This window comes from Amycolatopsis azurea DSM 43854 (genome assembly GCF_001995215.1).
GTDB classification, from domain to species: Bacteria; Actinomycetota; Actinomycetes; order Mycobacteriales; family Pseudonocardiaceae; genus Amycolatopsis; species Amycolatopsis azurea.
On record NZ_MUXN01000011.1, the window covers coordinates 253836 to 277810 of the forward strand.

At 70.6% G+C, this 23975-nt stretch carries 24 protein-coding genes and 2 riboswitches; of the genes, 16 read left to right on the top strand and 8 right to left on the bottom strand.

From position 1 onward, the window contains the following. Window positions 1-29 precede the first annotated feature (29 nt). Window positions 30-1247: a serine/threonine-protein kinase gene (locus B0293_RS15825; RefSeq protein WP_005159590.1), complete on the bottom strand. Its 1218-nt coding sequence runs from the start codon at window positions 1245-1247 to the stop codon at window positions 30-32. Between the two features lie 118 nt (window positions 1248-1365). Here B0293_RS15825 and B0293_RS15830 point away from each other — a divergent pair, with 118 nt between their 5' ends. Next, window positions 1366-2928 (top strand): PucR family transcriptional regulator, encoded by a 1563-nt coding sequence (locus tag B0293_RS15830; protein ID WP_005159588.1) that lies wholly within the window; start codon window positions 1366-1368, stop codon window positions 2926-2928. On the opposite strand, the gene B0293_RS15835 is transcribed toward B0293_RS15830, so the two are convergent. From B0293_RS15835 to B0293_RS15845, 3 genes are read right to left on the bottom strand one after another with little or no spacing between them, the layout of a single operon-like run. Then, window positions 2916-3785, bottom strand: a complete 870-nt coding sequence (locus tag B0293_RS15835; RefSeq protein WP_005159585.1) for a polysaccharide deacetylase family protein — start codon at window positions 3783-3785, stop codon at window positions 2916-2918. The genes B0293_RS15830 and B0293_RS15835 overlap by 13 nt on opposite strands. Continuing rightward, window positions 3782-4909, bottom strand: coding sequence for an oxidoreductase (locus B0293_RS15840; protein WP_005159583.1), 1128 nt, complete (start codon window positions 4907-4909; stop codon window positions 3782-3784). Before B0293_RS15840 ends, B0293_RS15835 begins: the two co-directional genes overlap by 4 nt. Beyond that, a complete protein-coding gene (locus tag B0293_RS15845; protein ID WP_005159581.1) occupies window positions 4906-5520 on the bottom strand; it encodes a DUF1989 domain-containing protein in 615 nt (204 codons plus the stop codon). Before B0293_RS15845 ends, B0293_RS15840 begins: the two co-directional genes overlap by 4 nt. A 226-nt stretch (window positions 5521-5746) precedes the next feature. Between B0293_RS15845 and B0293_RS15850 the strand changes: the two genes are divergently transcribed. The 5 genes from B0293_RS15850 to B0293_RS15870 all read left to right on the top strand — a co-directional run bounded on the left by B0293_RS15850 (window position 5747) and on the right by B0293_RS15870 (window position 9883). Beyond that, window positions 5747-6280, top strand: a complete 534-nt coding sequence (locus tag B0293_RS15850; RefSeq protein ID WP_039918632.1) for a MarR family winged helix-turn-helix transcriptional regulator — start codon at window positions 5747-5749, stop codon at window positions 6278-6280. 80 nt (window positions 6281-6360) lie between these two features. Then, window positions 6361-7203 carry a hypothetical protein gene (locus tag B0293_RS15855; protein WP_039918629.1) on the top strand — a complete coding sequence of 281 codons (843 nt, stop codon included), beginning with the start codon at window positions 6361-6363 and terminating at the stop codon, window positions 7201-7203. After that, window positions 7200-8372 (top strand): fumarylacetoacetase, encoded by a 1173-nt coding sequence (gene fahA / locus B0293_RS15860; protein WP_005159567.1) that lies wholly within the window; start codon window positions 7200-7202, stop codon window positions 8370-8372. Before B0293_RS15855 ends, fahA begins: the two co-directional genes overlap by 4 nt. A gap of 75 nt (window positions 8373-8447) precedes the next feature. Further along, the gene (locus B0293_RS15865) at window positions 8448-9041 is read left to right on the top strand and encodes a QsdR family transcriptional regulator (protein ID WP_005159566.1); all 594 of its coding nucleotides are present in this window, start codon (window positions 8448-8450) and stop codon (window positions 9039-9041) included. 11 nt (window positions 9042-9052) lie between these two features. Next, window positions 9053-9883, top strand: a complete 831-nt coding sequence (locus tag B0293_RS15870) for an LLM class F420-dependent oxidoreductase (protein ID WP_039918674.1) — start codon at window positions 9053-9055, stop codon at window positions 9881-9883. An 81-nt stretch (window positions 9884-9964) separates the two neighbouring features. Here B0293_RS15870 and B0293_RS15875 read toward each other — a convergent pair whose 3' ends face one another. After that, window positions 9965-10972: a prenyltransferase/squalene oxidase repeat-containing protein gene (locus B0293_RS15875; RefSeq protein WP_039918624.1), complete on the bottom strand. Its 1008-nt coding sequence runs from the start codon at window positions 10970-10972 to the stop codon at window positions 9965-9967. Between the two features lie 32 nt (window positions 10973-11004). Then, window positions 11005-11131, bottom strand: a riboswitch (cobalamin riboswitch). Window positions 11132-11241: 110 nt separating this feature from the next. After that, window positions 11242-11356, top strand: a riboswitch (cobalamin riboswitch). Window positions 11357-11437: 81 nt separating this feature from the next. Between B0293_RS15875 and B0293_RS15880 the strand changes: the two genes are divergently transcribed. From B0293_RS15880 to B0293_RS15905, 6 genes are read left to right on the top strand one after another with little or no spacing between them, the layout of a single operon-like run. Next, on the top strand, window positions 11438-14158 hold the full coding sequence (locus B0293_RS15880; RefSeq protein ID WP_005159551.1) for a hypothetical protein: 2721 nt from the start codon (window positions 11438-11440) through the stop codon (window positions 14156-14158). Continuing rightward, window positions 14155-14733 (top strand): hypothetical protein, encoded by a 579-nt coding sequence (locus B0293_RS15885; RefSeq protein WP_005159548.1) that lies wholly within the window; start codon window positions 14155-14157, stop codon window positions 14731-14733. The genes B0293_RS15880 and B0293_RS15885 overlap by 4 nt, the downstream gene beginning before the upstream one ends. Beyond that, entirely contained in the window at window positions 14730-15665 is a 936-nt protein-coding gene (locus tag B0293_RS15890; protein ID WP_005159545.1) for a hypothetical protein, read from the top strand. Before B0293_RS15885 ends, B0293_RS15890 begins: the two co-directional genes overlap by 4 nt. Next, window positions 15665-16792, top strand: a complete 1128-nt coding sequence (locus B0293_RS15895) for an energy-coupling factor transporter transmembrane component T (protein ID WP_039918621.1) — start codon at window positions 15665-15667, stop codon at window positions 16790-16792. Before B0293_RS15890 ends, B0293_RS15895 begins: the two co-directional genes overlap by 1 nt. Beyond that, on the top strand, window positions 16789-18384 hold the full coding sequence (locus tag B0293_RS15900; protein WP_005159543.1) for an ABC transporter ATP-binding protein: 1596 nt from the start codon (window positions 16789-16791) through the stop codon (window positions 18382-18384). Before B0293_RS15895 ends, B0293_RS15900 begins: the two co-directional genes overlap by 4 nt. Next, window positions 18381-19214, top strand: a complete 834-nt coding sequence (locus tag B0293_RS15905) for an ECF transporter S component (protein ID WP_005159536.1) — start codon at window positions 18381-18383, stop codon at window positions 19212-19214. The genes B0293_RS15900 and B0293_RS15905 overlap by 4 nt, the downstream gene beginning before the upstream one ends. A 29-nt stretch (window positions 19215-19243) precedes the next feature. Here B0293_RS15905 and B0293_RS15910 read toward each other — a convergent pair whose 3' ends face one another. Both B0293_RS15910 and B0293_RS15915 read right to left on the bottom strand, forming a co-directional pair. Beyond that, on the bottom strand, window positions 19244-19597 hold the full coding sequence (locus B0293_RS15910) for a hypothetical protein (protein ID WP_005159533.1): 354 nt from the start codon (window positions 19595-19597) through the stop codon (window positions 19244-19246). Between the two features lie 29 nt (window positions 19598-19626). After that, a complete protein-coding gene (locus B0293_RS15915) occupies window positions 19627-20253 on the bottom strand; it encodes an SRPBCC family protein (protein ID WP_005159529.1) in 627 nt (208 codons plus the stop codon). 115 nt (window positions 20254-20368) lie between these two features. Between B0293_RS15915 and B0293_RS15920 the strand changes: the two genes are divergently transcribed. The 3 genes from B0293_RS15920 to B0293_RS15930 all read left to right on the top strand — a co-directional run bounded on the left by B0293_RS15920 (window position 20369) and on the right by B0293_RS15930 (window position 22432). Beyond that, a complete protein-coding gene (locus tag B0293_RS15920; RefSeq protein WP_005159527.1) occupies window positions 20369-21034 on the top strand; it encodes a TetR/AcrR family transcriptional regulator in 666 nt (221 codons plus the stop codon). A 405-nt stretch (window positions 21035-21439) separates the two neighbouring features. Beyond that, window positions 21440-22021, top strand: a complete 582-nt coding sequence (locus B0293_RS15925) for a hypothetical protein (RefSeq protein ID WP_005159519.1) — start codon at window positions 21440-21442, stop codon at window positions 22019-22021. A 114-nt stretch (window positions 22022-22135) separates the two neighbouring features. Beyond that, a complete protein-coding gene (locus tag B0293_RS15930) occupies window positions 22136-22432 on the top strand; it encodes a hypothetical protein (protein ID WP_005159517.1) in 297 nt (98 codons plus the stop codon). Window positions 22433-22488: 56 nt separating this feature from the next. Here the strand turns inward: B0293_RS15930 and B0293_RS15935 are convergent, their stop codons facing one another. Then, window positions 22489-22914: a hypothetical protein gene (locus B0293_RS15935; RefSeq protein WP_005159501.1), complete on the bottom strand. Its 426-nt coding sequence runs from the start codon at window positions 22912-22914 to the stop codon at window positions 22489-22491. A 47-nt stretch (window positions 22915-22961) separates the two neighbouring features. On the opposite strand from B0293_RS15935, the gene B0293_RS15940 reads away from it, so the two are divergent. Further along, window positions 22962-23918: an ArsR/SmtB family transcription factor gene (locus B0293_RS15940; RefSeq protein WP_005159497.1), complete on the top strand. Its 957-nt coding sequence runs from the start codon at window positions 22962-22964 to the stop codon at window positions 23916-23918. Window positions 23919-23975 lie beyond the last annotated feature (57 nt).

The following is a 23975-nucleotide window of genomic DNA, read 5'->3' on the forward strand; positions in this document are numbered from 1 at the left end:
TCTTCGCCGGTTTCTCTGCTGTGAGCGGATCAGCCCACAGCAGTGCGCCTGGCCGGGACGAACCAGACGGCGATCGTCAGGGCGGCGGCGAAGAGGAGGAGCAGGAGATCGATGGTGAAACCCGGCTGAATCGCGAGGCCGAGGTGGATCCGGTCTTCACCGATGACGGTCAGCAGACCGAACGAGATCAGTGTCAGCAGCCCGGAGACGCTGAGCATGATCTGTCCTGCCTGGACCCTGGCGAGCAGGCTCGCGCCACCCGCGACCGCGGCCACTCCGGCGAGGATCAAACCGAGGTCTCCCACCATGATCGACAAATCCGAGAAGTCGAAGAAGTAGTACGCCTGGTGCATCACCATCGCGTTCGTGAGCAGCGCGAATCCGAGCACCATCCCCGCCACCCCCGCCAGGATCGCGAACACCGACGGCGCGCTCACTCCGGGACGCGGCGGCGCGGGCAGGATCGGCACCGGGGCTTCGGCGCCGTTCGCGGCCAGCGCCAGCATCGGAATCGCGTGATCCGGCAGCATCCGCGCACTCGGCGCCTTCGCCAGCAGGCCGCGGAGGACGTCGGCGAGCGGCCCGGATGTCCGGGTGAAGGGCGGCTGCTCGTTGACGACGGCGTACAGCGTGGCCGCGACGTTCGCCCGCTGGAAGAAGGTCGCGCCCTCGGCCGCGCTGAGCAGGGTCACGCCGAGCGACCAGAGATCGGAGTGGGGAGTGCCTTCGTGCCCCGCGATCCTTTCCGGGGCAAGGAAAGCAGGGGAACCCGTCGGGTCGAGGGCCTGGGCGATCCCGAAGCCGGTCAGCCGCGCCGTGCCGTCGTCGGACACCAGGATGTTCGCGGGGCGCACGTCCCCGTGCACGACGCCCGCCGCGTGGGCGGCGGCGAGCGCGCCGAGCACCTGCCTGCCGATTTCGGCCACCAGCCGCGGCGGGAGCGGCCCGGCGGACGCCAGGTCCTCCAAGGTGCGCGCGTCCACCAGGTCCATCACGAGGAACGCCGTGCCGTCCGCGATCACGACATCGTGGACGGGCACCACCGACGGGTGGTCCACCACGACCTGGGCTTCACGCTGAAGCCGCTCCGCGAGGGCGGGTTCGTGCGCGGGCAACGGCAGTTCCCTGATCGCGACCTGACGGCCTTCCTGCCCGTCCTCGCCGCGCCACAGCACGGCCGTCCCGTCGCCACCCAGCTTCTCGAGCAGGGTGTAGCGCCCGGCGATCGTGCGCGAAACTGCCGTCACGGTGGTTCTCCTCGAATCCCGAAGTGTCTTCGAGGGGACGCTAACCAGGCAGCATGAAAAACCGATGAAATGGCCGATCGTCCATAAAGGCCGTCGGTGGCTGGATATATTCACAGTCATGCTGACCTTGGCGGCGCTGGTCGCGGACCCGGATCTCGAACTGCGGGTGGTCGTCCCCGGCCGCGACGGAGCGCTGGCCGGACAGGTGCTGTGGGTGCACAACACCGAGCTGCCCGACCCCGGGCCGTACGTGCGGGAGCACGAGGTCGTGCTGACCAACGGCCTGTGGCTCGACCGCACCGGGCCCGCGGACTTCGTCGCACGAGTGGTCCGCGCGGGAGCCGCCGGGATCATCTTCGGGCTGCGCGTGGAACAACGTGACACACCTCCGGCGCTCGCCGAGGCGTGCCGCGAAGCCGGGGTGCCGCTGCTGGAGATCTCGGTGGCGGTGCCGTTCACGGCGGTCACCCGTGCGGCGGCGGCCATCCAGGCCGCCGACCGGCAGAACGCGCTGATGTCGTTGGTGCGCCGGGGAGACGAGCTGACCTCGGCGCTTTCGAAAGGTGCGGGCGCTTCCGGGGTGCTGGAGGTCCTGCGCCGTGAGCACGAGCTGCCGCTCGCGGTCGTGGACCGGATGGGCCGGGAGCTGGCGTCCGCCGGCGCCGGGCTGGACGCCGGGCAGACGCGCGCCGCGGCGGAGGCCCTGACCCGGCGTCCGCCGCCGCTGGAGGCGGATCTCGGTGCGGGGACGCGGGCGGCGCTGTACCCGGTCGGCGCGATCGGCGACGCGGACGCCGCGCTGCTGTGCCTGCGTCCCGTCGCCGAACTGACCCGGGACGAGCGGGACGCGCTGGAGCAGACCGCCCGCTACCTCAGCCTCGAAGTGGCCCGGCATCAGGCGGTGCAGGCCATCGAGATGCGGTTCGCCGTCGAACTGCTGGACATGGTGCTCTCCGGCGCGCAGCGCGTCGCGGAGGTGCCCGGCAGGCTGCGCGCGTTCGGGGTCGACCCGGACGGGCCGCTGGCCGTGATCGCGCTGGCGTTCGCCGGTGACGACGCCACCGCGACCCTGCCGGGGATGGCGGAGGCCGTCACGGATTTCCTGCTGGCGGACGGGTTGCCCGCGGTCGTGGCGGCGGGCAGCCGGGACGTCGTGGCGGTGCTGCCCTTCCGTTCGGGGAGGCAGTCGCCCGCCGCGTTCGCGCCCCGGCTGGCGGCGGCCGTGTCGCACCGGTTCTCCGGCGGGCGCGTGGTCGTCGGGCTGGCCGATCCCGTACCCGGCGCCGCCGGACTGCGCGAGCCGTTGTCGCGCAGCCGCGAAGCCTGCCGCGTGCTCCGCGGCAGGCGGGGCGGGCCGGTGGCGGCGAGTTTCGCCGAGCTGGGCAGCTACCGGCTCCTGCTGGAGTCGCACGACGAGCAGTGGCGGCACACGTTCGCCGACGTCCTGCTCGGCCCGCTGCGCGAGCACGACCGCGTCCGCGACGGCGACCTGGAGACGACCCTGCGGGCGTTCCTCGACCACGACGGTCAGTGGGCGGCCACCGCCGCGGCCCTGTTCGTGCACGTCAACACCTTGCGCAACCGGCTGGCCAAGGTCACCGAGCTGACCGGCCGCGACGTCGGCCGCACCGCCGACCGGGTCGACCTCTTCCTGGCACTGGAAGCCGCTCAGTCCGGATAGACCGCCGGGTCGACTTCGAGACGCCGCAACGGTTCCGCGGGCAGGGCGGGGTCGGCCAGTGCCGCGGCCGCCACGTCCCGGCACCGGGCGAACCGGACGTCGCCGAGGCCCAGCCCGAACTCGACGAGCGCGCGCACCGCCTCCAGCCGTCCCGGCCTGCCCGACAGGAACGGGTGCAGGCACAGGTTGAACAGGCAGCGATACCGGCGCATCGCGTCCAGCTCCGCGCGCCACATCTCCAGCACCCGGACCGGCGAGGTGATCACCGATCCGATCTGTGGCGAGGGCAGGAACGCGTACTGCTCCCAGTCGTCGAGCGACCAGTGCACCGGAAGTTCGGCGATCCGCCCCGCCCCGGTCTCGATCAGGTAGGGCCGGTCGTCGGCCATCAGCGACGAGTCGTAGCTCAGCCCGTGTTCCGCCACCAGCGCCGGAGTGTCCCAAGTGGACTCCCAGCCCGCCGCGCGATGCCCGCTGATCTCGATGCCCTGGCTCGCGAAGACCGCCATGCCCCGTTCGAAATCGGCTCGCTGCTCGGCGGCGGTCATCGTGGTCGGCGGCCGGTGGCTGTAGGAGTGGTGGGCCACCTCGTGCCCCCGTTCCACGATCGCGGCGGCCAGGCCGGGCCGCTGTTCGGCGACCCAGCCCGGCACGAAGAACGTCGCGGGCACGGCCAGTTCGTCGAGCAGGCCGAGGATGCGCGGCACCCCGACCTTCGGCCCGTACGCCTGATGGGACATGGTCGACAGGTGGTCGGCGTAACCCCTTCCGTGCGCGAGGATCGGGGATTCCGCGTCCACGTCGAAGGTCAGGGTCGCCACCGCGGCCGCGCCGCCGTGCCAGCTTGATTCGGTCACGCTTGCCGACTCTCCCGCCAGCGGCGCGTGTTCGCCACCGTGACCGTCGGGGAGACCATCGCGCGGTCGAACTCGGCCAGGGGTTCCGCCGCGGCGACGCGGGCGGGCAGATCCGGGTTGGCCAGCGCGCCGTGCCCGATCGAAAGCACGTCGGCGTGCTCCCCGGCGAGCACCTCCCGCGCCTGGGCGAGGTCGTGCATGCCGCCGTTGGCGATCACCGGGAGGCCGGTGACCTGCCGGGCGAGGGCGGTGATGGTGCCGCCGTCGGCGAGTTTCGCCGTCTCGAGCCAGTTCCGCCCCTCGCTGGCGATGTGGAGGTAGTCCGCCCCAGCCTCGGCGACCGCGGCGAAGATCACCTCGGCGTCGTCGCGGCCACCGGGCCAGCGATAGGTGAAGTCGTTGACCTTCGTCTGCGACAGCCGCACTCCGGTCACCAGCTCCGGCACGGCCTCGGCGACGGCGGTCACGACGCGGGCGGTCAGCCGGATCCGGCCGTCGACCGGTCCGCCGTAGGAGTCGGTGCGCCGGTTGGTGTAGTCGGTGAGGAACTGGTCGAGCAGATACCCGTTGGCCGCGTGCACTTCGACGCCGTCGAACCCGGCCTCACGGGCACGCCGGGCCGCCGCGGCGAAACCGTCGACGATGCCGTCGATCTCGGCGACGGTCAGTTCCCGGGGTACGGACCACGGCCCGGAACCGCCGTACGCGGGCATCATCTCCCCGCGCGGCTGGACGGCCGAAGGGCCGACGGTGTGGCCCTGGTGCGGATTCCCTTGGGAGATCGCCCCGGCGTGCATGAGCTGCGCGATCATCCGGCCGCCCGCCGCGCGCACTCCGGCGGTGACCACGCGCCAGCCCGCGACGTGCTCGTCCCGCGCGAGGCCCGGCTGGTTGAGGTACCCCTGGCTGGCCGCCGTGTCGGGGTAGGTGCCCTCGCTGATGACGAGCCCGAACCCGCCGCGGGCGAATTCGGCGTAGTAGTCGGCCATTTCGCCGGTCGGCGTGCCGTCGGGGGCGGCCGAGACCCGGGTCATGGGGGCGACGGCGTAACGGTTGCGCAGCGCGAGACCGCCGAGCGTGGTCGGGGCCAGCGCGGGGTGGGCGTGGCCGACGGTGGTGGTCATGATCGTGATCCTCCATTGTGGATGGTTTCGATGGCGAGCGGGGAGAGCCCGGCGTCGCTGATGGACACGAGATCCTGCGGGCAGGCTGAGACCACGACGACGCAGTCCAGTTCGGCGCGCAGGGTCACCGCGTCGCCGGGGCGCGAGGACGCGGTCAGCCAGCTCAGCCGGCCGTCCTCGCCGACCGGGATGCGCATGAAGACGTTGATCGGCTGCGGGGCCGGTCCCGTGAAGCTCAGCCCGGCCTCGCCCAGCGCCTCGCGCAGGTTCGTGGCGCAGGACCGGTGATCCGGGGCGCCCAGCGCTTCGTACCGGGCCGGGTCGCAGGCCGGGATGAGCATGTCGTGCTCGCCGGGGGAGGTGTCCTCGACCAGGGTCAGGATCGGACGGCGCCGGTCGGTCACGAAGGACTCGCCGACGGCGGGGAACAGCCTGTCGTTCGCGGCGCGGGTGTGCGCGGCGCTGTGGTGCTCGGCGAGTTCCGTCCCGCTGCCGGTGAACGCGAACACGTCGCCGACCTGGCCGCCTTCGACGTCGATCACCCGGACCAGGTCGCCGGCCGCCACCCGGACGGCTTTCGCGGTCCCCGGTGGTACTTCCGTTCTGCTCATGCCTTCAGCAAACCGGTGATGACTGGCCGCTCGCCATGGAGGAGTGTCCATCATCGTGGACTCGGCCTGGAGGAATGTCCAGGATGTCGGTGGACGACACACGTGATCCAACGGACGACACGCGTGACTGAATGGACGACACGCGCGTGGCCGAGCTGGCACCGCACCCTTCCCCGAGATAGTTCAGACTTTGACCATTTTCGAGATGCCGGGTTAGTGTTCGGCGATGGAGGACGTGGACGCGGCCGGGCGGGACTTCTGGTCGTTCGTGGCGCTGGCGAACCGGCGGCTCGCGCAGGAGTACGGCTTCCGGCACCAGCTGGCGACCGAGGTGCTGCTGACCCTCAATCGCGCCTCGGACCTGGTGACCTACGACCTCGAAGCCGCGGTGCACCGGCCGCGTGGCCGGTCGTGGTCGGCGTTCCGGCTGCTGTTCGTGGTCTGGCTCGCCGGTCCGCTCGAGCCGACGAGCGCGGCCCGGCTGACCGGGATGAGCCGGGCGGCGGTGTCGAACCTGGTCAAGACGCTGGTCGCGGACGGGATGCTGCACCGGGTGCCGGACGAGCGGGACGGCCGTTCGGTGCAGCTGTCACTGACCGAGGCGGGGCACGAGGAGATGGTCTCGGTCTTCCGCGAGCACAACGAACGCGAATTCGGCTGGACGAACGCGCTGACCGAGACCGAACAGCGCATCCTCGTGATGCTGCTGGGCAAGCTGATCACGAGCCGCGCCGAGTTCGGCACCCGGAGCCGAAAGTAGCCCTTCCCGTCGCCCGGAAGACCGGACTACGCTGCCCGATGGGTAGTCAAAGTGTGAACTAAATCGGCGAGGAGGAGACCATGGTGGACGGCGGACGGATTCCCGCGCTCTTCGCCGGGCTGTGCGACGACGCCGCGGTGTTCCCACCGGGGCTGGCCCCGCTGCCGGACGCCGTCGTGGCGCACGACGACCACGTCTCCGCCTGGTACGCGGGCCTCGTCGGACCGCTGGTGGTCGCCGCCACCGCGCTCGGCGAACTCGCCGGGGTGCTCGGCGACCGGGAAGTCCCGCTGCCGGTCGCGGTGACCCTGCCCGGTGGACCCGCTCAGCTCGACGGCGTGCTCGAAGCCGTCGCCGGGCTGCCGGTGAAACTCGACGCGCTCGAGATCGCGGTCCCGGACGGGATAGGGCCGGACGAGCTGCTCGCCGCGATTTCCGCGGTCACCGCACCGGTTTTCGTCGAGATCCCGCGCGACGACCGGCGCGTCCCGCTGCTGACCGCCCTGTCCGGCACCGGCCACCGCGCGAAGTTCCGCACCGGTGGCGTCCGGGCGGACCTGTACCCGGACGAAGCCGAACTCGCGGCCGCGGTGCGGGCGGCCGTCGAAGCGGGTGTTCCGTTCAAGGCCACCGCCGGGCTGCACCACGCGCTCCGCAACACCGACCCGGAGACCGGCTTCGAACAGCACGGCTTCCTGAACCTGATGCTCGCCACCGACGCCGTCCTCACCGGTGGCGACGCGGAAGCCGCGCTCGCCGAACGGGACGGTGCCGTCGTCGCCGGACGACTGCGCGGGCTGGAGCCGGAGCGCGCCGTCGCGGCCCGCGCGGGCTTCACGTCGTTCGGCACCTGCAGCATCACCGACCCCCTGACCGAACTGGCCGGACTCGGCCTGCTCGAGGCGCCCCGAGGAGAGGCATGACCACGATCGACATCCCCGCAGGCTCGTTGTTCGGGCTCGAAAACCTGCCGTACGGCGTGTTCTCCGTCGACGGCGGTTCCCCGCGTGTCGGCGTGCGGGTCGGGGATTCCGTCCTCGACCTGGCCGCGGCGCTCGGCGACGACGTCTTCGCCGCGCCGTCGCTGAACCCGTTCATGGCGCAGGGATACGACCGCTGGGTGGAGGTCCGGGCGCGGATCCGCGACCTGGTCACCGGTGAGGTCCCCAACGGCGCGGTCCACCCCGTCGGACGGGTGACCCTGCGGCTGCCGATCGAGGTCGCGGACTACGTCGACTTCTACGCTTCCGAGCACCACGCGTCGAACGTCGGCAGGCTTTTCCGTCCGGACGCGGAACCGTTGCTGCCCAACTGGAAGCACCTCCCGGTCGGCTACCACGGCCGGTCCGGCACGGTCCTGGTCTCCGGTACGGACATCGTGCGCCCGAGTGGCCAGCGCAAGGCCCCGGCCGACGCGGCGCCGGTGTTCGGGCCCAGTGCGCGGCTGGACATCGAGGCCGAGATGGGGTTCATCGTCGGTGCCGGAACCCCGCTGAACACCCCGATCACCCCGGATGCCTTCCCCCGCCACGTTTTCGGCGCGGTCCTGCTCAACGACTGGTCGGCCCGCGACATCCAGGCGTGGGAGTACGTCCCGCTGGGCCCGCACCTCGGCAAGAGCTTCGCGACCTCGATCTCCCCTTGGGTGGTCCCGATCCTGGCGCTGGAGGCCGCGCGGATCCCGCTGCCTGGGCAGATCGATCCGCAGCCGCTGCCGTACCTGCGCGAAAGCTCGCCGTGGGGGCTCGACATCGATCTGGTCGTCGAATGGAACGGCGAGGAGGTCAGCCGCCCGCCTTTCCGCGAGATGTACTGGTCGCCTGCCCAGATGCTCGCGCACCTGACGGTCAACGGCGCGTCGTCGCGCACGGGGGATCTCTACGGCTCCGGCACGATCTCCGGACCGGAGAAGAACCAGCGTGGCGCGTTCCTCGAATTGTCCTGGGGTGGAAGGGAACCGCTCACGGTCAAGGGGGAGGAGCGCAGCTTCCTGCTGGACGGCGACGAGGTCGTGATCACCGGGACCGCGCCCGGCGCGAACGGCGCGCGGATCGGGTTCGGTGAGGTGCGGGGCCGCGTGCTGCCCGCCTGATCGTCGGTTCTGACTTAGGCGGAGGCCCCCTGGCGCGTGCGAGGGGGCTTTCCCGTACTCGTACGATCTGCGGTCGTGAACCCCTCAGTCGAGGACATGATCCGCAGTGCGGCGCGGTGGATCGAGCGGGGTGTCCGCGTCGACACCTCCGCCTTCGCACAGGACATGGGCATCTCGCGCAGCACGTTGTTCCGCCGCGTCGGGAACCGGGAAGACCTGCTCGGCGACGCTCTCCACTACCTGTCCGAGCGCACCCTGGCGGCCGCGAAACGCAGCTGGGAGCGCGAAGAGGGCGACGCGGTGCGCAACGCGGCGGGCGAACTGCGCTGTCTCGCGATCATGCGCGAGTACCGGTCGGTGCTCGCCGCGAGCGCCGGGTTCCGCCGTTTCCTCGACGACGAGCCGGTGCTGGCGATCCGGCTGCTCACCGATCCGGACGGCCGCGTCCAGCCGAGGGTGATCGCGGCGCATGTCGAGCTGCTGCGCCGCGACGTCGACGACGGCGGTTTCGTGCCCGCGGTCGGTCTGGACAGTCTCTGTTACGCGATCGTCCGGTTGGGGGAGGCGTTCCTGTATTCGGACGTCCTCGCCTCCCGGACGCCCGATCTCGACGCGGCGTCGACGTTGCTCGGCGCGCTCGTCACGGGAATACCCGGCCGCCCGCGGTAGTCGTGTCGAACATGGACTTCGGTATCGCGACCGCAGTGACAGACGAAGGAATCCGGCCGCACGTGCTGGCCGCCGCCTTGGAGGAGAAGGGCTTCGACTCCCTCTACCTCCCCGAACACTCCCACATCCCGGTCAGCAGGGAGAGCCCGTACCCCGGCGGTGAGCTGCCGCGGGGCGCCCTCCGCAACCTCGATCCGTTCGTGGCGCTCGCCGCGGCCGCGACGGTCACCTCGAAACTCCGGCTCGGCACCGCGGTCGCCCTGATGATCCAGCGCGATCTGTTCTACACGGCCAAGGAGATCGCCAGCCTCGACCTGCTCTCCGACGGGCGGGTGGTCTTCGGCGTCGGGGCGGGCTGGAACATCGAGGAGATGCGCAACCACGGTGTCGACCCGCGGACGCGGGGCGCGCTGCTGACCGAGCAACTCCAGGCGCTCAAGGCGATCTGGACCCAGGACGAGGCGGAGTTCCACGGAAAGCACGTCGACTTCGACCCGGTCTACTCCTGGCCGAAGCCGGTGCGGAAACCGCATCCGCCGATCTACGTCGCGGGCCAGGGCCCGGCCGGGCTCAAACGGCTCGCCGAGCACGCCGACGGCTGGCTGCCGCATGCCGCGACGCCGCCGGAGGAATTGCGCCGCGTCCGGTCGTGGCTCGCCGGCCAGGGCCGTGAAGACGTCCGGATCAGCGTGTTCGGCGCGCCCGCCGATCCCGATCTGCTGCGAGGTCTCGTCGAGGCCGGGGTCGACGAAGTCTCCCTCATCCTGCCGACGCTGCCCGAAGCGGAGACCTTGGAGAGTCTCGACAAACTGGCGAAGACCATCGAGCCGCTCCGCGCCTGAGGTATCCGCAGGGTCCTGTCCGTGAAGGCCTCCTTGAGGGACCCAGAGTCCCTCAAGGAGGCCTTCACGGACTTGGTCACGTCACGGGCAGGCGAGCACCGGGGCCTGCGGACGGCCGCCGCCGTGCAGGTCGCTCAGCGGAACCCTGGCCAGGCCGAGGATCGCCTGCGCGGTCGCGCGCGGGGCGGTCGCCGGGTTGAGGCCGGTGGCGTCGTAGGCGATCGCGCCGCGGTCCGCCTCGGCGCCGGTGCAGCCGGTTTGCAGCGACCGCAGGAATTCCCGCGCCTTGACCGCGGCGGCGGGACGGTGACCGGCCAGCGCTTCGGCGGCGAGACCGGTGCTGTTGGAGTTCGGCGCGTTCGTGCCGACCCCGAAGCCGCCGTTCGCGTGCTGCTTGGTGACCAGCCAGGACGTGCCTTCCTTGGCGTTCACCGCGTCACCGGTGGCGCGCAGGGCCTGCACGACCATCGCGGTCGAGTCGACGTCGCTCGCGCACGTCGCTTCGCCGAAGTTCAGCGGGAAACCGCCGTCCGCGCACTGGGTGCCCGCCAGGAACGTCACGGCCGACGCGGGCGCGCCCGCCGGAGTGCGGTCCAGCGCCAGCAGCGCGAGCGACTGCGAGAAGGCGTTGGAGTAGTCGCCGTATTCGGAGCGGTCGGAGAACCGGCCGGACGGCGTGAGCAGCGAGAGCAGGCCCGCCTTCAGGTCGACGCCGCCGAACGACGCCGGGTTCTTGCCCCGGATCTGCGCGGCGAGCAGCAGTTTGGCGTGCGCGCCCGCGTAAGCCTCGGCGCCGCTGCCGACGTAGCCGGTGGTGATCTCCGGCTTCGCCAGCCAGGTGATCGCCTTGCCCGCGTTGGTGTCGGACACGCCGGCGGCGGCGAACGCGAAGATCGCGTCGATCGTCAAGCCCTGGTCGGGGAACTTCTGGCCGCCGAAGTCGGCCTCGAACCTTTCCCCGTCGGTCAGCTGCCTGGCGAGCCAGCCCGCGGCGGCGTCCGCCTTGTTCGGGGTGGCCGCGTTCGCCACCGGGGCGGCGACCAGACCGATGCCGCACAGCACGGCGACAGCGAGGACCAAACGTCTCATGAGAACCCTTTCCCGCATTTCCTCGACAGGAGTCGGTGACACCGCGCGACGTGGGTGACCGGGCTCGCCTGGAGGGCATACCGTTGCGGGACAGCGCCGGACTCTCACCGGACTTCCCCCACGACCGCGCTGAATCGGACGACCCGAAGACTCTCATCCCGGACGGGCGCCGGGGTACCGCCGGGCGCGAGTGGCGATGTGATCCTGGCAACCGACCTGGTCAGCGGTGCCTGCCGGAGGTAATCGGGTGTTAACCTCGGCGGGCTCGACAACCGAATACCGCCGCCCGTGACGGGGAAGCCGGTCGAAATCCGGCGCTGTCGCGCAACCGTGGGCCCTCCAGCGGGGCGAGCCGGGGTACCGCACGGGCGGATGAACCAACCAGAAGTCCGAACCACTGTCGCGATAAACAGGGGTGACTGCGGCGTCCCGCGCCTGTCCTCCGTCATGCCGCAAGGAGGAGTCATGCGCCGCGGGTCTCTGGCCGCCCTGGCCTTCGCCGTCAGTGTCGGCGTCGTCGCCGCGCTGCTCACCGGGACGGCGACGGCCGCGAACGACCCTGACGCGGCGAAATCGAACTCCCGCTGGCTCGCGACGAAGCTGAGGCCGGACGGCACGCTCGAGAACCCCAACGGCGGCACACTGCCGGACCACGGCCTGATGATCGACGCGGTCTTCGCGATGTACGCGTCCGGTGACGGCGCGAAGGCCGAGCCGATCATCAAGTTCCTCGACGACCAGGGCCACGCCACCGACTACTTCACCTGGGACGGGTTCATCCCCGGCGCCGGATTCGACAACGTCATCGTCGGCGGCGCCACGGCCAAGACCCTCGTCGCCGCCGAGGTCTCCGGCCGGAACCCGCGGAACTTCGACGGGTACGACCTGGTCGCCGAGACCAAGAACGCGATCATGCGCAACGGCCCCGACAAGGGCCGGATCAGCGACTACACGAAGAAACCCGACATCACCGGCGACGTGATCAACAACGCCAACATGTTCGGCCAGTCGCTCGGCGTGATCGGGCTCGCCGCGGTGGGCGAGAACGACCAGCTCGCCATCGACAAACTGGTGAGCCAGCAGTGCTCCGAGGGCTACTTCCGGGTCATGTTCGCCTACATCCCGACGACGGAGACCGGCGACCACGTCACGCCGGACGGGCACAAGATCTCGACCTGCGACGAGGGCAAACCGTTCGACCTCTCACCGACCGACGGCGACGCCACCGGCATCGCGCTCTCGGCGATGCTGGCCGCGAAGAAGGCGGGAGCGGCCGGGCTCGACACCCCGATCGCCAAGGCCGTCTCGTGGATCAAAGCGAACCAGACCCCGGGCGGCGGCTGGGGTGGCGGTGTCGGCACCGAAGCGCCGAACACCAACAGCACCGGCATGATCCTGCAAGGGCTCGCCGACGCGGGCGGCGCGGACGCGGCGGTGGACAAGGGCGTGCGGTACCTCAAGTCCGCGCAGGCGAACGCCGCGGCCGACTCCGGCAACAGGCTCGCGGGCGACCTCGGCGCGATCGCCTACAACCCCGCTTCCTACGAGGCCGCGCGCACTTCGGGCATCAGCGGGCTCGACACCTGGATCCGCGCGAGCGCCCAGGCGTCGCTCGGGTTGTCGCAGGTCGGTTTCTACTCGCTCGCCAAGGGCGGCGGACAGCCGCCGACCAGCAGCGTCTCGGAAACACCGACCACCACCACGACCACGTCGTCGTCCGAAACGGGTTCGCCCACGAGCACCCCCACCTCGACCACGAGCGAACCGGCGACCAGCACCACGACGACGACCACGACGACCACGACGACCACGACGACGACGTCGGTGACGCCGACGCCGGGCACGTCTTCGTCGCCGTCGGCCGGCCCGCCCACGCCGAGCACGGTCACCGTGACGAGCACCCCGCCCGCGGCCAAGCCGGATCAGCCCGCTCCGAAGACCCCCGCACCGAAGACCACGAAGCCCAAGAAGACCGTCACCCCGAGGGCGTCGACCGGCGCCCGGGTCCCGCCGCCGACCGCGATCTCGACGCCGGTCGCGCTCCCGGGCACGGCCCCCGCCGCTTCCCGGCTCGGCGCGTACCTGACGAACCGGCTCGTCGGCGGCGACCACGTCGAGGTCACCGAGGACGGCAAGACCTACGTCGACTACGACGCCACCGCCGACCTGGTGCTGGCCCTGCGGGCACTGGACGAACAGCCGGACACGGTCGCTCGCGCGTCGAAGTTCCTGCTGACGCCGGAAGCCGTGCAGGCCTACGCCCATGGCGCGCCGTACGAGCAGGCTGGAGCCTCCTACGCTGAACCTCTCGCGAAGCTCGTGCTCGTCGCCGAGTTCGCGAAGGCGGACGTCGCCGGTCAGTTGCGCGCCGACCTGGTGAAGCTGCGTGACGCGGACGGCAAGTTCACCGACGTCGGGTCCTTCGCCGATGCCGACGAGACCGTCGAACGGCACGCGTGGGCGGTTCTCGCCACCGCCGCCGATCCCGGCCCCGCGGTCGAACTGCTCCTTTCGCGCCAGTGCTCCGACGGGACCTTCCCGAAACACCTCGACACCGCGCAGTGCGGCTCCGGCGACCTCGGTGCGACGGCCGCCGCGGTCACCGCGCTGGCCGCCCGCCCGCACACCGACGCCGCGCCGTCGACCAAACGGCCCGACGGCTGGACCGAGCGGCGCGTGTCGGCGTTCGTCTCGGCGGTGGGCGCGCTCGGCGTCCGGCCGACCGGCGAGGGCATGGTGACCGGTGAGGCGGGTGAACCGGACGTCGCGCTCAGCGCCGCCGTCGCCGCCGCGCGGCAGATCGCCGGCCTCGACGCGAGCGGAACCGCGCGGTCGCTGGGCAAACTGGTCCAGGCCGACGGCGGTTTCGTCAAGGGGAGCGTCGCGGCGAGCGACGGGAAGACCGACTTCCCGACGAGCCTCGCCGCCGCGCAAGGGGTCGCCGGCCGGTCTTGGCTCACCGCCGCGGATTCGCCGCTGTCGCCCGCGATCCGGCTGCCGCTCTCGGAGACGACCGTCGCCGACGCCGTCGCCGGAACACAGCTGCAAGCGGCCGCCGCCCAGCCCGCTCAGCCCACTTGGCTGATCTGGGGACTCGTCGGACTGGCCGGGATCCTGCTGGCCGCCGCGATCGCGCTCCTCTTCCTGCTTCGCCGGTTCATCAAGACAAAGGGGGCTACACCATGAGAAAACTGCTCACCGTCGCGACCGTCCTCATCGGACTGATCGGGCTTTCCGCCGCACCCGCGAACGCGGTCGACACCACCAAGGGCTACGACGGGATCTGCACCGGGAGCGACGCGCTCACCGGCACGACCGTCGTCGTCGACTTCCAGGAGCTGGACGGCAACGGCGGCACCGCCGCGCCGACGATCACCCGTTGCTCGCCCAACGCGAGCCCGGGCACCGCCCGCACCGGCATCAAGGCGTTGCAGGACGCGGGGATCGCGGTCGCCGGGACCGCCCGCTGGGGCCTCGGTTTCGTCTGCCGCCTGGAAGGCCGCCCGGCCGCGACGGAGACCATCCCGCTGTCGAGCAACCCGAACTACAAGGAGCCGTGCGTCAACACCCCGCCCGCCGGCGCGTACTGGGGTTACTGGCACGCCGACGGTTCCGGCACCACCTGGACCTACAGCAGCTACGGCGCGCTGAACCGCAACGTCGTTCCCGGCGGCTTCGAGGGCTGGTCGTTCTCACTGAACAAGTCCGCGACGACCAACCCGGTTCCCGGTGTCACGCCGAGGAACCCGGCCATCCCGTGAAAAGGCTCTTCGGAGTGGTGGCGGCGATCTTCCTGATCGCCGCCACGGCGCCGTCCGCGCACGCGGTCGATCAGAGCAAGGGGTATCCCGGGTTCTGCAAGGACGCCACCGGGGTCACCGTCGTCGTCGACTTCCAGAAACTCGGCGGCACGACCATCGTGCGCTGCAATCCCCAGACCACCCGCGGCACCGGACTGGACGCGCTGAAGGGCGCCGGTTTCCAGATCGCCGGGGTGCAGCGCTGGGGCGAGTCGTTCATCTGCCGGGTCGAGAACCGCCCGTCGGCGACCGAGAACATCCCGATCTCCGGCCGCGAGAAGTACCGCGAGCTGTGTGTCGACACGCCCCCGGCGCAGGCCTACTGGTCCTATTGGCACGCCTCGAACAACTGCGCGTGGGACTACAGCCAGTGGGGCATCAAGAACCGCGACTTCATCCCGGGCGGCTTCGAGGGCTGGTCGTTCTCCCTGAACGCCACCGCCCAGTCCAACCCGGTGCCGCGGATCTCCGCCGTACGGCCGGGCACCGAGGGCCGGCCGTGCGTGCCGCGCGAGGAGGCCAAGCCCGTCACCGACGATCCCAACGAGCGGCAGCAGCAGCGACCGCAGACGGGGAACGGACAGCAGGACGGCGACGGTCCTCAAGCGACGGAAGAAGTCCAGCCCGGGGAGGCGCCGGTCGCGGGCCCGAGTTCCGGAGCCCTGCCGCCGCCCAAGCCGCGTCCGAGCGCGTCGGCGAGGCCGAAGGCACAGGACCCGTCGCTGAACGTCGCGTTCACCGGCGGTGAGAACGCCGAGGACGTCAACGCGGCGATCGAGCGCGAGTCCGGCGCCAGCGACTGGGCGCCCTGGGCGGCCGGTGCCGCGGTGCTGGCGTTGTGCGTGGCAGGATTCCTGGTGGCACGCAGACGCAAACGCGCACAAGGAGCTTGATGACGTCCTACTTCCTGCCGCGCGACCTGCATCCGGCCGCCTGGTGGGTGTGGGCGCTGGGGCTCGCCGTCGCGGCGACCCGCACGACGAACCCGTGGCTGCTGCTGACCATCGTGGCGGTCGCGGGTTACGTCGTCGTGGCCCGGCGCAGCGAGGCGCCATGGGCGCTGGCTTTCCGGCTCTACCTGTACCTCGGCGCGTTCATCGTCTTGATCCGCGTGTTCTTCCGTGTCGTGTTCGGCGGCGCCGAGGGGTCCACGATCATCCTGCGGCTGCCCGAAATCCCGCTGCCGGAATGGGCGGCGGGTATCCGCCTCTTCGGCGACGTGTCCGCGGAATCGTTGCTGGGCGGGCTTTACGACGGGATGCGGCTGGCGACGATGGTGATCTGCCTCGGCGCGGCCAACGCGCTCGCGAACCCGAAACGGCTGCTCAAGGCGATGCCGCCGGCGTTGTACGAAGTGGGCACCGCGGTGATCGTCGCGCTGTCCGTGTTCCCGCAGCTGGCCGAAAGCGTGCTGCGGGTCCGGCGCGCCCGCAAACTGCGCGGCGGATCGGGCAAGAAGAAGGTGAAAGCCCTCCACACCGTGCTCATCCCGGTACTGGAGGACGCGCTTTCCCGTTCGCTGCAGCTCGCCGCGTCGATGGACTCGCGGGGCTACGGCCGCGCGGGACTGGTCGAAGCGCGGGCCAGGCTGATCACGGGAACGCTGATGATCGTCGGCCTGATCGGCGTCTGCGTCGGTGTTTACGCCACTTTGGACGGTTCGACGCCGCGCTATCTCGCCGCACCGGTGCTTTCCGCGGGGCTCGTTGTAGGGCTGGTCGGCTTCTGGTCGGCGGGCAAGCGGGTCCAGCGCACCCGGTACCGGCCCGACCGCTGGCATCTGCCGGAGATCGTCGTCGCCGTGAGCGGGATCGCCGTCGCGGCGCTGCTGTTCACGACGTCGGAGGTGAATCCGATGAACATGAACCCGTCGCTGATCAACCTGTCCTGGCCACCGCTTTCGTGGGGACCGCTGTTCGCGGTGCTCATCGGCGTCCTGCCCGCTTTCCTGACCCCGGTCCCCGAGCCCCCTTACGCCGCACTCGAAGAAGCAGCGCCCGGAAAAGAAGCCACCGCATGATCGAACTCGACCACGTTTCCTTCACCTACCACGGCCGCTCCGAGCCCGTGCTGTCCGATGTGACGCTGTCCATCGGTGAGGGCGAACTCGTGCTGTTCGCGGGCCAGACCGGCGCGGGCAAGTCGACGTTGCTCGGCACGATCAACGGTCTCGTCCCGCATTTCACCGGCGGCCACCTCGAAGGGACGGTCTCCGTCGACGGCGTCACGACGCGCTCCCGGCCGCCGCGCGAGTTCGCGCACCTGGTCGGCGTCGTCGGCCAGGACCCGCTCGCGGGCTTCGTCACCGACACCGTCGAGGACGAACTCGCGTACGGCATGGAACAGCTCGGCCTGAACCCACAGGTGATGCGCCGCCGGGTCGAGGAGACGCTCGACCTCCTGGGCATCGCGGAACTGCGCAGGCGCGCGTTGCGGACACTGTCCGGCGGGCAGCAGCAGCGGGTGGCGATCGGCTCGGTGCTGACCACCCATCCCAAGGTGCTCGTACTGGACGAACCGACGTCGGCGCTGGACCCGACCGCCGCCGAGGAAGTGCTGGCGACGCTGGCCCGGCTGGTGGAGGACCTCGGCACGACGGTCCTGATGGCCGAGCACCGGATGGAACGCGTGATCCCGTTCGCGGACCGCATGATCCACGTCCCGGGCACCGGGGGAGTGGTCGACGGAACCCCGCCGGAAGTGTTGAAGGACATGCCCATCGCGCCCCCGATCGTCCACTTGGGACGGCTGGCGGGCTGGGACCCGCTGCCGATGACGGTCCGTGATGCCCGGCGTCGCGCCTCTTCGTTGACTCTGGAGACCCCGCCCGCGCGGGACACGACCACGGGCGACGAGCTGCTGACCGCGTCCGGCGTCGTCGTGCGATACGGGCCGAAGGTCGCGGTGCGGGAGGTCGACCTGACCCTGCGCGCCGGCGAGGTGCTGGCGATGATGGGACGCAACGGTTCCGGGAAGTCGTCGCTGCTGTGGGCGGTGCAGGGTTCCGGCCCCCGGCAGGGCGGCAAGGTCACCGTCGGCGGCAAGGATCCGAAGACGCTGAGCAGCGCCGCGGCGCGGAAACTCGTCGGCATGGTGCCGCAGACCGCGAGCGATCTGCTGTATCTCCAGACCGTCGCCGCCGAATGCGAGGCCGCCGACGCGGAATCGGGAGCGGAGCCGGGGCACAGCCGCGGCCTGCTCGACAGGCTCGCGCCTGGCATCGATCCCGCGTCGCATCCGCGTGACCTTTCGGAGGGGCAGCGGCTCGCGCTCGTGCTCGCCGTGCAGTTGTCGGCCGCCCCGCGGATCATGCTGCTGGACGAGCCGACCCGCGGTCTCGACTACACCGCGAAGGCCGCGCTGGCGCAGATGATCGCGTCGCTGACCGCCGAGGGCAGGGCGGTCGTCGTGGCCACCCACGACGTCGAGTTCGTCGCGACGATCGCGCACCGCGTCCTCGTGATGGCGGAGGGGGAGGTCGTTTCGGACGGCCCGACCGGCGAGGTGCTCGGCGGCTCACCGGCGTTCGCCACCCAGGTCGCGAAGATCCTCGGGGAACCGTGGCTCACCGTCGACGAGGTTCGCTCGGCGCTGCCGCAGGAGGTCCCGTGAGCACGGCCCCCGCCGTCCGGCTGGGCCCGCGCTCGGCGACGGTGCTCGGCCTCGCGTCCCTGGCGGGACTGATGATGTTCATCTGGCCGCTCCTGGTCCGGGTCGAACCGCAGTCGATGCAGCACGGCCCGGACGCGCCGTTCGTGTTCATCGGGATCCTGCCGATCCTGATCGTCATCGTGCTGGCCGAGATGTCCGAAGGGGGCATGGATTCCAAGGCCCTCGCGATGCTCGGCGTGCTCTCGGCGGTCAACGCCGCGATGCGCCCGCTCGGTGCGGGGACCGCGGGGATCGAGACCGTGTTCTTCCTGCTGGTGCTGGCGGGCCGGGTGCTCGGGCCCGGATTCGGTTTCGTGCTGGGCTGTACGTCGCTGTTCGCTTCGGCGCTGCTGACCGCCGGGGTGGGACCGTGGCTGCCGTTCCAGATGATGTGCTCGGCGTGGATCGGGATGGGCGCGGGACTGCTTCCGCGCCGCGTCACCGGCAAGGCCGAGATCGCGATGCTGGTGGTGTACGGCGTCTTCGTCGCATACGTGTTCGGGTTCCTGATGAACCTGTGGTTCTGGCCGTTCATCACCGACGCCGAAGTGCCGTACCACGACGGGCACATCTCCTACGTTCCCGGCGCGCCGCTGCTGGAGAACCTGCACCGGTTCGCCGTCTTCACTCTGCTCACGTCGACGGCGGGCTGGGACACCGGCCGCGCGATCACCAACGCCGTGGCGATCCTGGTACTGGGGCCCGCCGTGCTCGCGACGTTGCGCCGCGCCTCGCGGAAGGCCTCCTACGGCGTGATCCCCTCGTTCACCGACGGCACGCCCCGCGTTTAGTCCTCTGGATGCGGGCGTGCCCTCGGCGTTCAGCGGCTCTTGCGGCGAAGGACGTGGTAGGCGACGGCGAACGTCACGCCCACGGCCACGATGATCGCGGCTAACACGGGATGCATGTCCTTGGAGAGGCTCTGCGCGCGTTCGGGCCCGATCGCCCAGAGCGCCAAGGGCGTGGCGTAGGCCGCGGTGAGCGCGATCGCGCCCCAGCGGAGTGCCTTCAGCCGCGCGTCGCGCAGTGTGCCGATCAGCACGAGGGCGACCGGGACGATGGCGAGCATCGCGAACTGGCCGAGGACCATGATCGGGACGGCCCAGGCCGAGATGATGACGGACCGCGGGGCGCGGCGGACGGGGGTTTCGCGGGCGAGCGGCTGAGCGGACATCGAGTTTCCTCCTGAGGTTTCGGTTTCGGTCAGCAGTGGGATTCGGCGGTGGCCTTGAGGTCCTTCAGCCAGGCTTCGAGGCCCATGCCGAGGAACTGCGTCGAGGTGGGCACGTCCGCCTCGACCTGGGCGCCGGACCAGTTCTCCTCGGTGCGGACGAGCACGCCGCCCTTGACCTCGGTGAAGTTCCAGACGTGGATCCCGTTGTCGATGCGGAGGCCCTCACCGATCGCGGGCCCGCTCCAGCGGACGCACTTGCCACGCTGGATCTGGTGGACGGTCGAGGTGATCGACAGCGTGGTGGCGGGGGTCGTGGCCGTGGCGGGCACCGGGGTGGTCCAGCGGAACCGCGAGTCCTTCCGGAGCGGGCCCCGGTCCAGGCGTTCGTTGGTCAGCACCGGCTTCTGCCAGGACGGCCAGCGCTCGACGTCGGTCTGCAAGCGCCAGATCTTGCTCAGGGGAGCGTTGATCAGGGTCTCGGTCCGGTAGTGGATCGGGGCCTTCGTGTCGATGGTCCTGCCCTGGCAGGACAGCGGAGCGGGGGCGGTGGCGGCCTGGGCGGGTGTCACCGCGCCGCCCAGCAGGCCGAGGGCCAGCGGGAGGGCGAGCGCGGCGGCTCGGGCGGCGGTGCGGCGGCGGGGCTGGTCGTCCGTCATCGTTCTGCTCCTCGGTTAGTGCTGCTTGCGATAGTTAGAAGCTATAACTACAACCGAGTGAGTGTCAATAGGGAAAGTGATAACCTCTAACCATCGAGTCCGGAAGGAGTGGTCGATGGACACGGGCAGGCAGACCTCGCGTGAGCGGTACCGGGCTCAGGTGTGCGAAGAGATCAAGCGGTACGCGTGGGAGCAGCTGGCCACGACGGGCGTGTCCGCGTTGTCCCTCAACGCGATCGCCAAACACGTGGGCATGAGCGGCCCCGCGCTGTACCGGTACTTCCCCAGCCGGGACGACCTGATCACGGACCTCATCCGCGACGCGTACCGGAGCCTCGCGGACGTCGTGTGCGCCGCCGGGCCGGGTGGCGTGTCCGCGGTCGCCCACGCGATCAGGGACTGGGCGCTGGCGGATCCGCAGCGCTACCTGTTCCTCTACGGCACACCCATCCCCGGCTACCGCGCGCCGGGCGACACCACCCGGATCTCGAACGAGATCATGACCGTGCTCGTGGAGGTCCACGCCGCTCTTCCGGAAGGCGGGTCCGTCACGCCGTTCGAGACGCATCTCGACGACCATCGCGCGTGGGCGGGCGAGCTGCCGGTGTCGTCCGCCGTCCTGTGCCGGGCCGTCACGTTCTGGACCCGGTTGCACGGCGTGCTGTCTCTCGAGCTGGCCGGGCACTTCGCCGGTATGGGGTTCGATCCCGCCGTGCTGTTCGACGCCGAACTGGACGCCCTGCCGGCCGGCGCGCGTCGCCCGTCTGTCGCAAGTCCGTGAAGGCCTCCTTGAGGGACCCAGGGTCCCTCAAGGAGGCCTTCACGGACTTCGGAGGCGAGGGCGGCGGATCGCGTCTGTCGGGCCCGGCCGGCTCGTGTGCGCTGTACCGAGCGTCAGGGCGGTACGACTCGAGCGCCACGTTCGAGACGATGAACGTCCCAAGCGTGGCGCTCGGGACGCACTCGCCCACCCGGCACGTTTGCCTTACCCCTCAAGGGAACCCGAATCGCCACTCGCGACCACCTGGACCACCCGCGCCACTGGTATTGCTCCACAAAGGACGGTTCCCGCTGAGTGGGGCATAGTGTGGTACTTTCCTGCTGTGGAGCGGGTTTCCGGTGATCGCCGTGCTAGCTTCCGGGAATGCGCGGAGGATCCAGAGTCCCCTTCAGTCGTACGCTCGCGGTGATCGCGTCGGTGCTCCTGGCTTCGCTGATCGGCCCCGGCGCCGTCGCGAACGCGGCCCCGTCGAGACATGTCTGCGAATGCGCCACCCCGTCGATAGACCGGTTGCAGCAGTGGCTCGCCTCCGGTGAGGGCACCACGGTCCCGGCGACCGGCAGCCTGCTCGTCCGCGAACGCGGCGGCTACGCGGCCAAGGTGACCTTCCTCAACGCCGAATGGCACGTGGTCGTCGTCTGGCTGGGGAACAAGTTCGAGGCGCAGGCCGATCTCACGAAATCCGCCGGTTTCTGGATGACTTACAGCGCGACCGACGACCTCTACGTGCAGCTTCGCCCGGCCTCGCACTGGAGCGGCGGCGACAAGTGGCTGACCAAGGTGCCGTCGACAGGCGGCAAAATGGTCAAGAAGTTCTTCAGCTTCGCCCCCGACGCGTGGACGACGCTGCCCGAGCTGGGTAAGCCGAACTACTCCTTCGCCTCGGCGCTCACCGAGGCCCGGGGTCTGGTCTTCGTCGGCAAGACCCCCAACAAGATCGACTTCCGTGGCCTCGCGATCGATCGCTACCAGCCGCCCTGCCTCTGACCGCTTCTCGGTTTTCACCTGTCCGGAGTGACCGCTGTCGCGCACCGTGCCCGATTTGTCCTGTACGGTGAACTTTCAGCCGCCTCCGCACGACCGATCCGAGGAGTACCCCTGATGAGCCTGTTCGACTCGCTGAAGGAAAAGGCCGCCGAGCTGCTGGGTGGTGCGGGCGACAAGGTCGGCGAACTGACCGGTGTCGACCTTTCCGGCGCCGCCGACCAGGTCACCCAGTCGGCAGGCGACCTGGCCGAGACCGGACAGGGCCTCGCCGAGAACGCCACCGCCGCGGGCCAGGGTGCCGTCGACTCGGCCACCGCGGCCGGTCAGGGCGCCGTCGACTCGGCCGGTGCCTTCGGCGACGCCGCGACCGGGCTGGCCGGCGGCGTGATCGACCCGAACGCCCGGGGCTGACCGCCCCCGGAATCCCCCGGTATCCGCGGATACCGGGGGATTCCGTCATGCCTTCATCAGGTGAGCGGATTGTCCTGATAGGCGCTCCGGTAACAGTTTCCCCCGTCGACGCAGGTCACCACGCGGACGGCGCCGACGTGGTACCCGGCGTCGTAGCTGAGGTCGCTCCACGAAGCCGTGCTTCCGCAACCGCCGCCGTTCTCGCGGTGCTTGGTCTGGTAGACCTGCCCGGTCGTCCGCTTCACCTCGAAGAAGATGAAGACCTTGTGCGCGTCGCATTTGGTGTCCCGCACCGCGACGTTGGCGGTGGTGAACCCGCTCTTGGTCCACACCCAGTTGGCGGAGCCGAAAACCCCGGTCCCGGACGCGTAGGCCTCGCCGGAAGCCGCCGAAGCGACTCCCGTGAGTCCCATCAGCGCCATCGAAGCGGCGGCTGTCACGACCCCTGCCCGTCGCAGATTCCTGACGGCGAAACTCCTCATGGTCCCCTCCTCGTGGTAGACAAAGACGACTCCGTGGGGGAGGCGTCTTGCTTCGTATTCACTTCACCGACCAGGACCTCGCACGCGTCCGCGTCGCCGCGGCACCGGATCCGCTGTGGGAAACGGTGCTGGCCTTGCAGAAACTCGTCCTGGACGGAATCCCGGTGTTCGCGCACTGGCGGCGCCGCGTACGGCGCGAGGTGCACGAACAGGGCTCGCGCGGGGCGCTTCGGTTCCTCCTGGCGCTCGCCCCGCCCGCCAGGTATTTCCCGGATTTCCTTACCCCGCCCGAATCGGCGGGTGGACTCGCCGCCGGACTGGACGCCCTGCTGGGCACGCCGGTGCGGCGCCTCGGTCACGAAATCGCGCTGCTGGAAAGAGATCGACGGCTTCCGCGGTGGACGAGCGGAGTCGTCGCGGGCGATCCCGCCGCGCTCCGCCAGGTCTCGGACGCCCTCCGTCTCGCGCACGACACACTGGTCGTACCCCAGTGGTCGGCGGTGCGGACCCGGGTCGACACCGACCGGGCGCTGCGTTCCCGCCGGGCAGGCGAGGGTGGCGCGCTCGGTCTCCTCGACTCGCTCCGCCCGGTCTTCCGGTGGGAGGCGCCGGTGCTGACCGCCCGGTACCCCATCGACCGCGATCTGTACCTGCGCGGACGCGGGCTCCGGCTCGTCCCGTCCTACTTCTGCTGGGACACCCCGGTCGCGCTCGTGGACGACGACCTGGATCCGGTCGTCGTCTTCCCGGTGTCGCACGACAGTGAAGGCACGCCGGTCTCCCGCGAACTGGCGGTCCTGCTCGGGCGGACGCGGGCGGCGGTGCTGCACGCCGTCGCGGGCTCCTGCCACGGCGGCGAACTGGCCGACAGACTGGGCATCTCCGCCACCGCGGTTTCGCGCCACACCACCGTCCTGCGTGAGGCCGGCCTGATCACCAGTTCGCGTGACGGCGCGATGGTGCTGCACGGCTTGACACCGTTGGGCGCCGCGCTCCTCGGCTGAATCTTCATGTTCTCCCCCTCGCGTACCGGGGAAAGCCTGCCCGGTGCGGACGAGCGG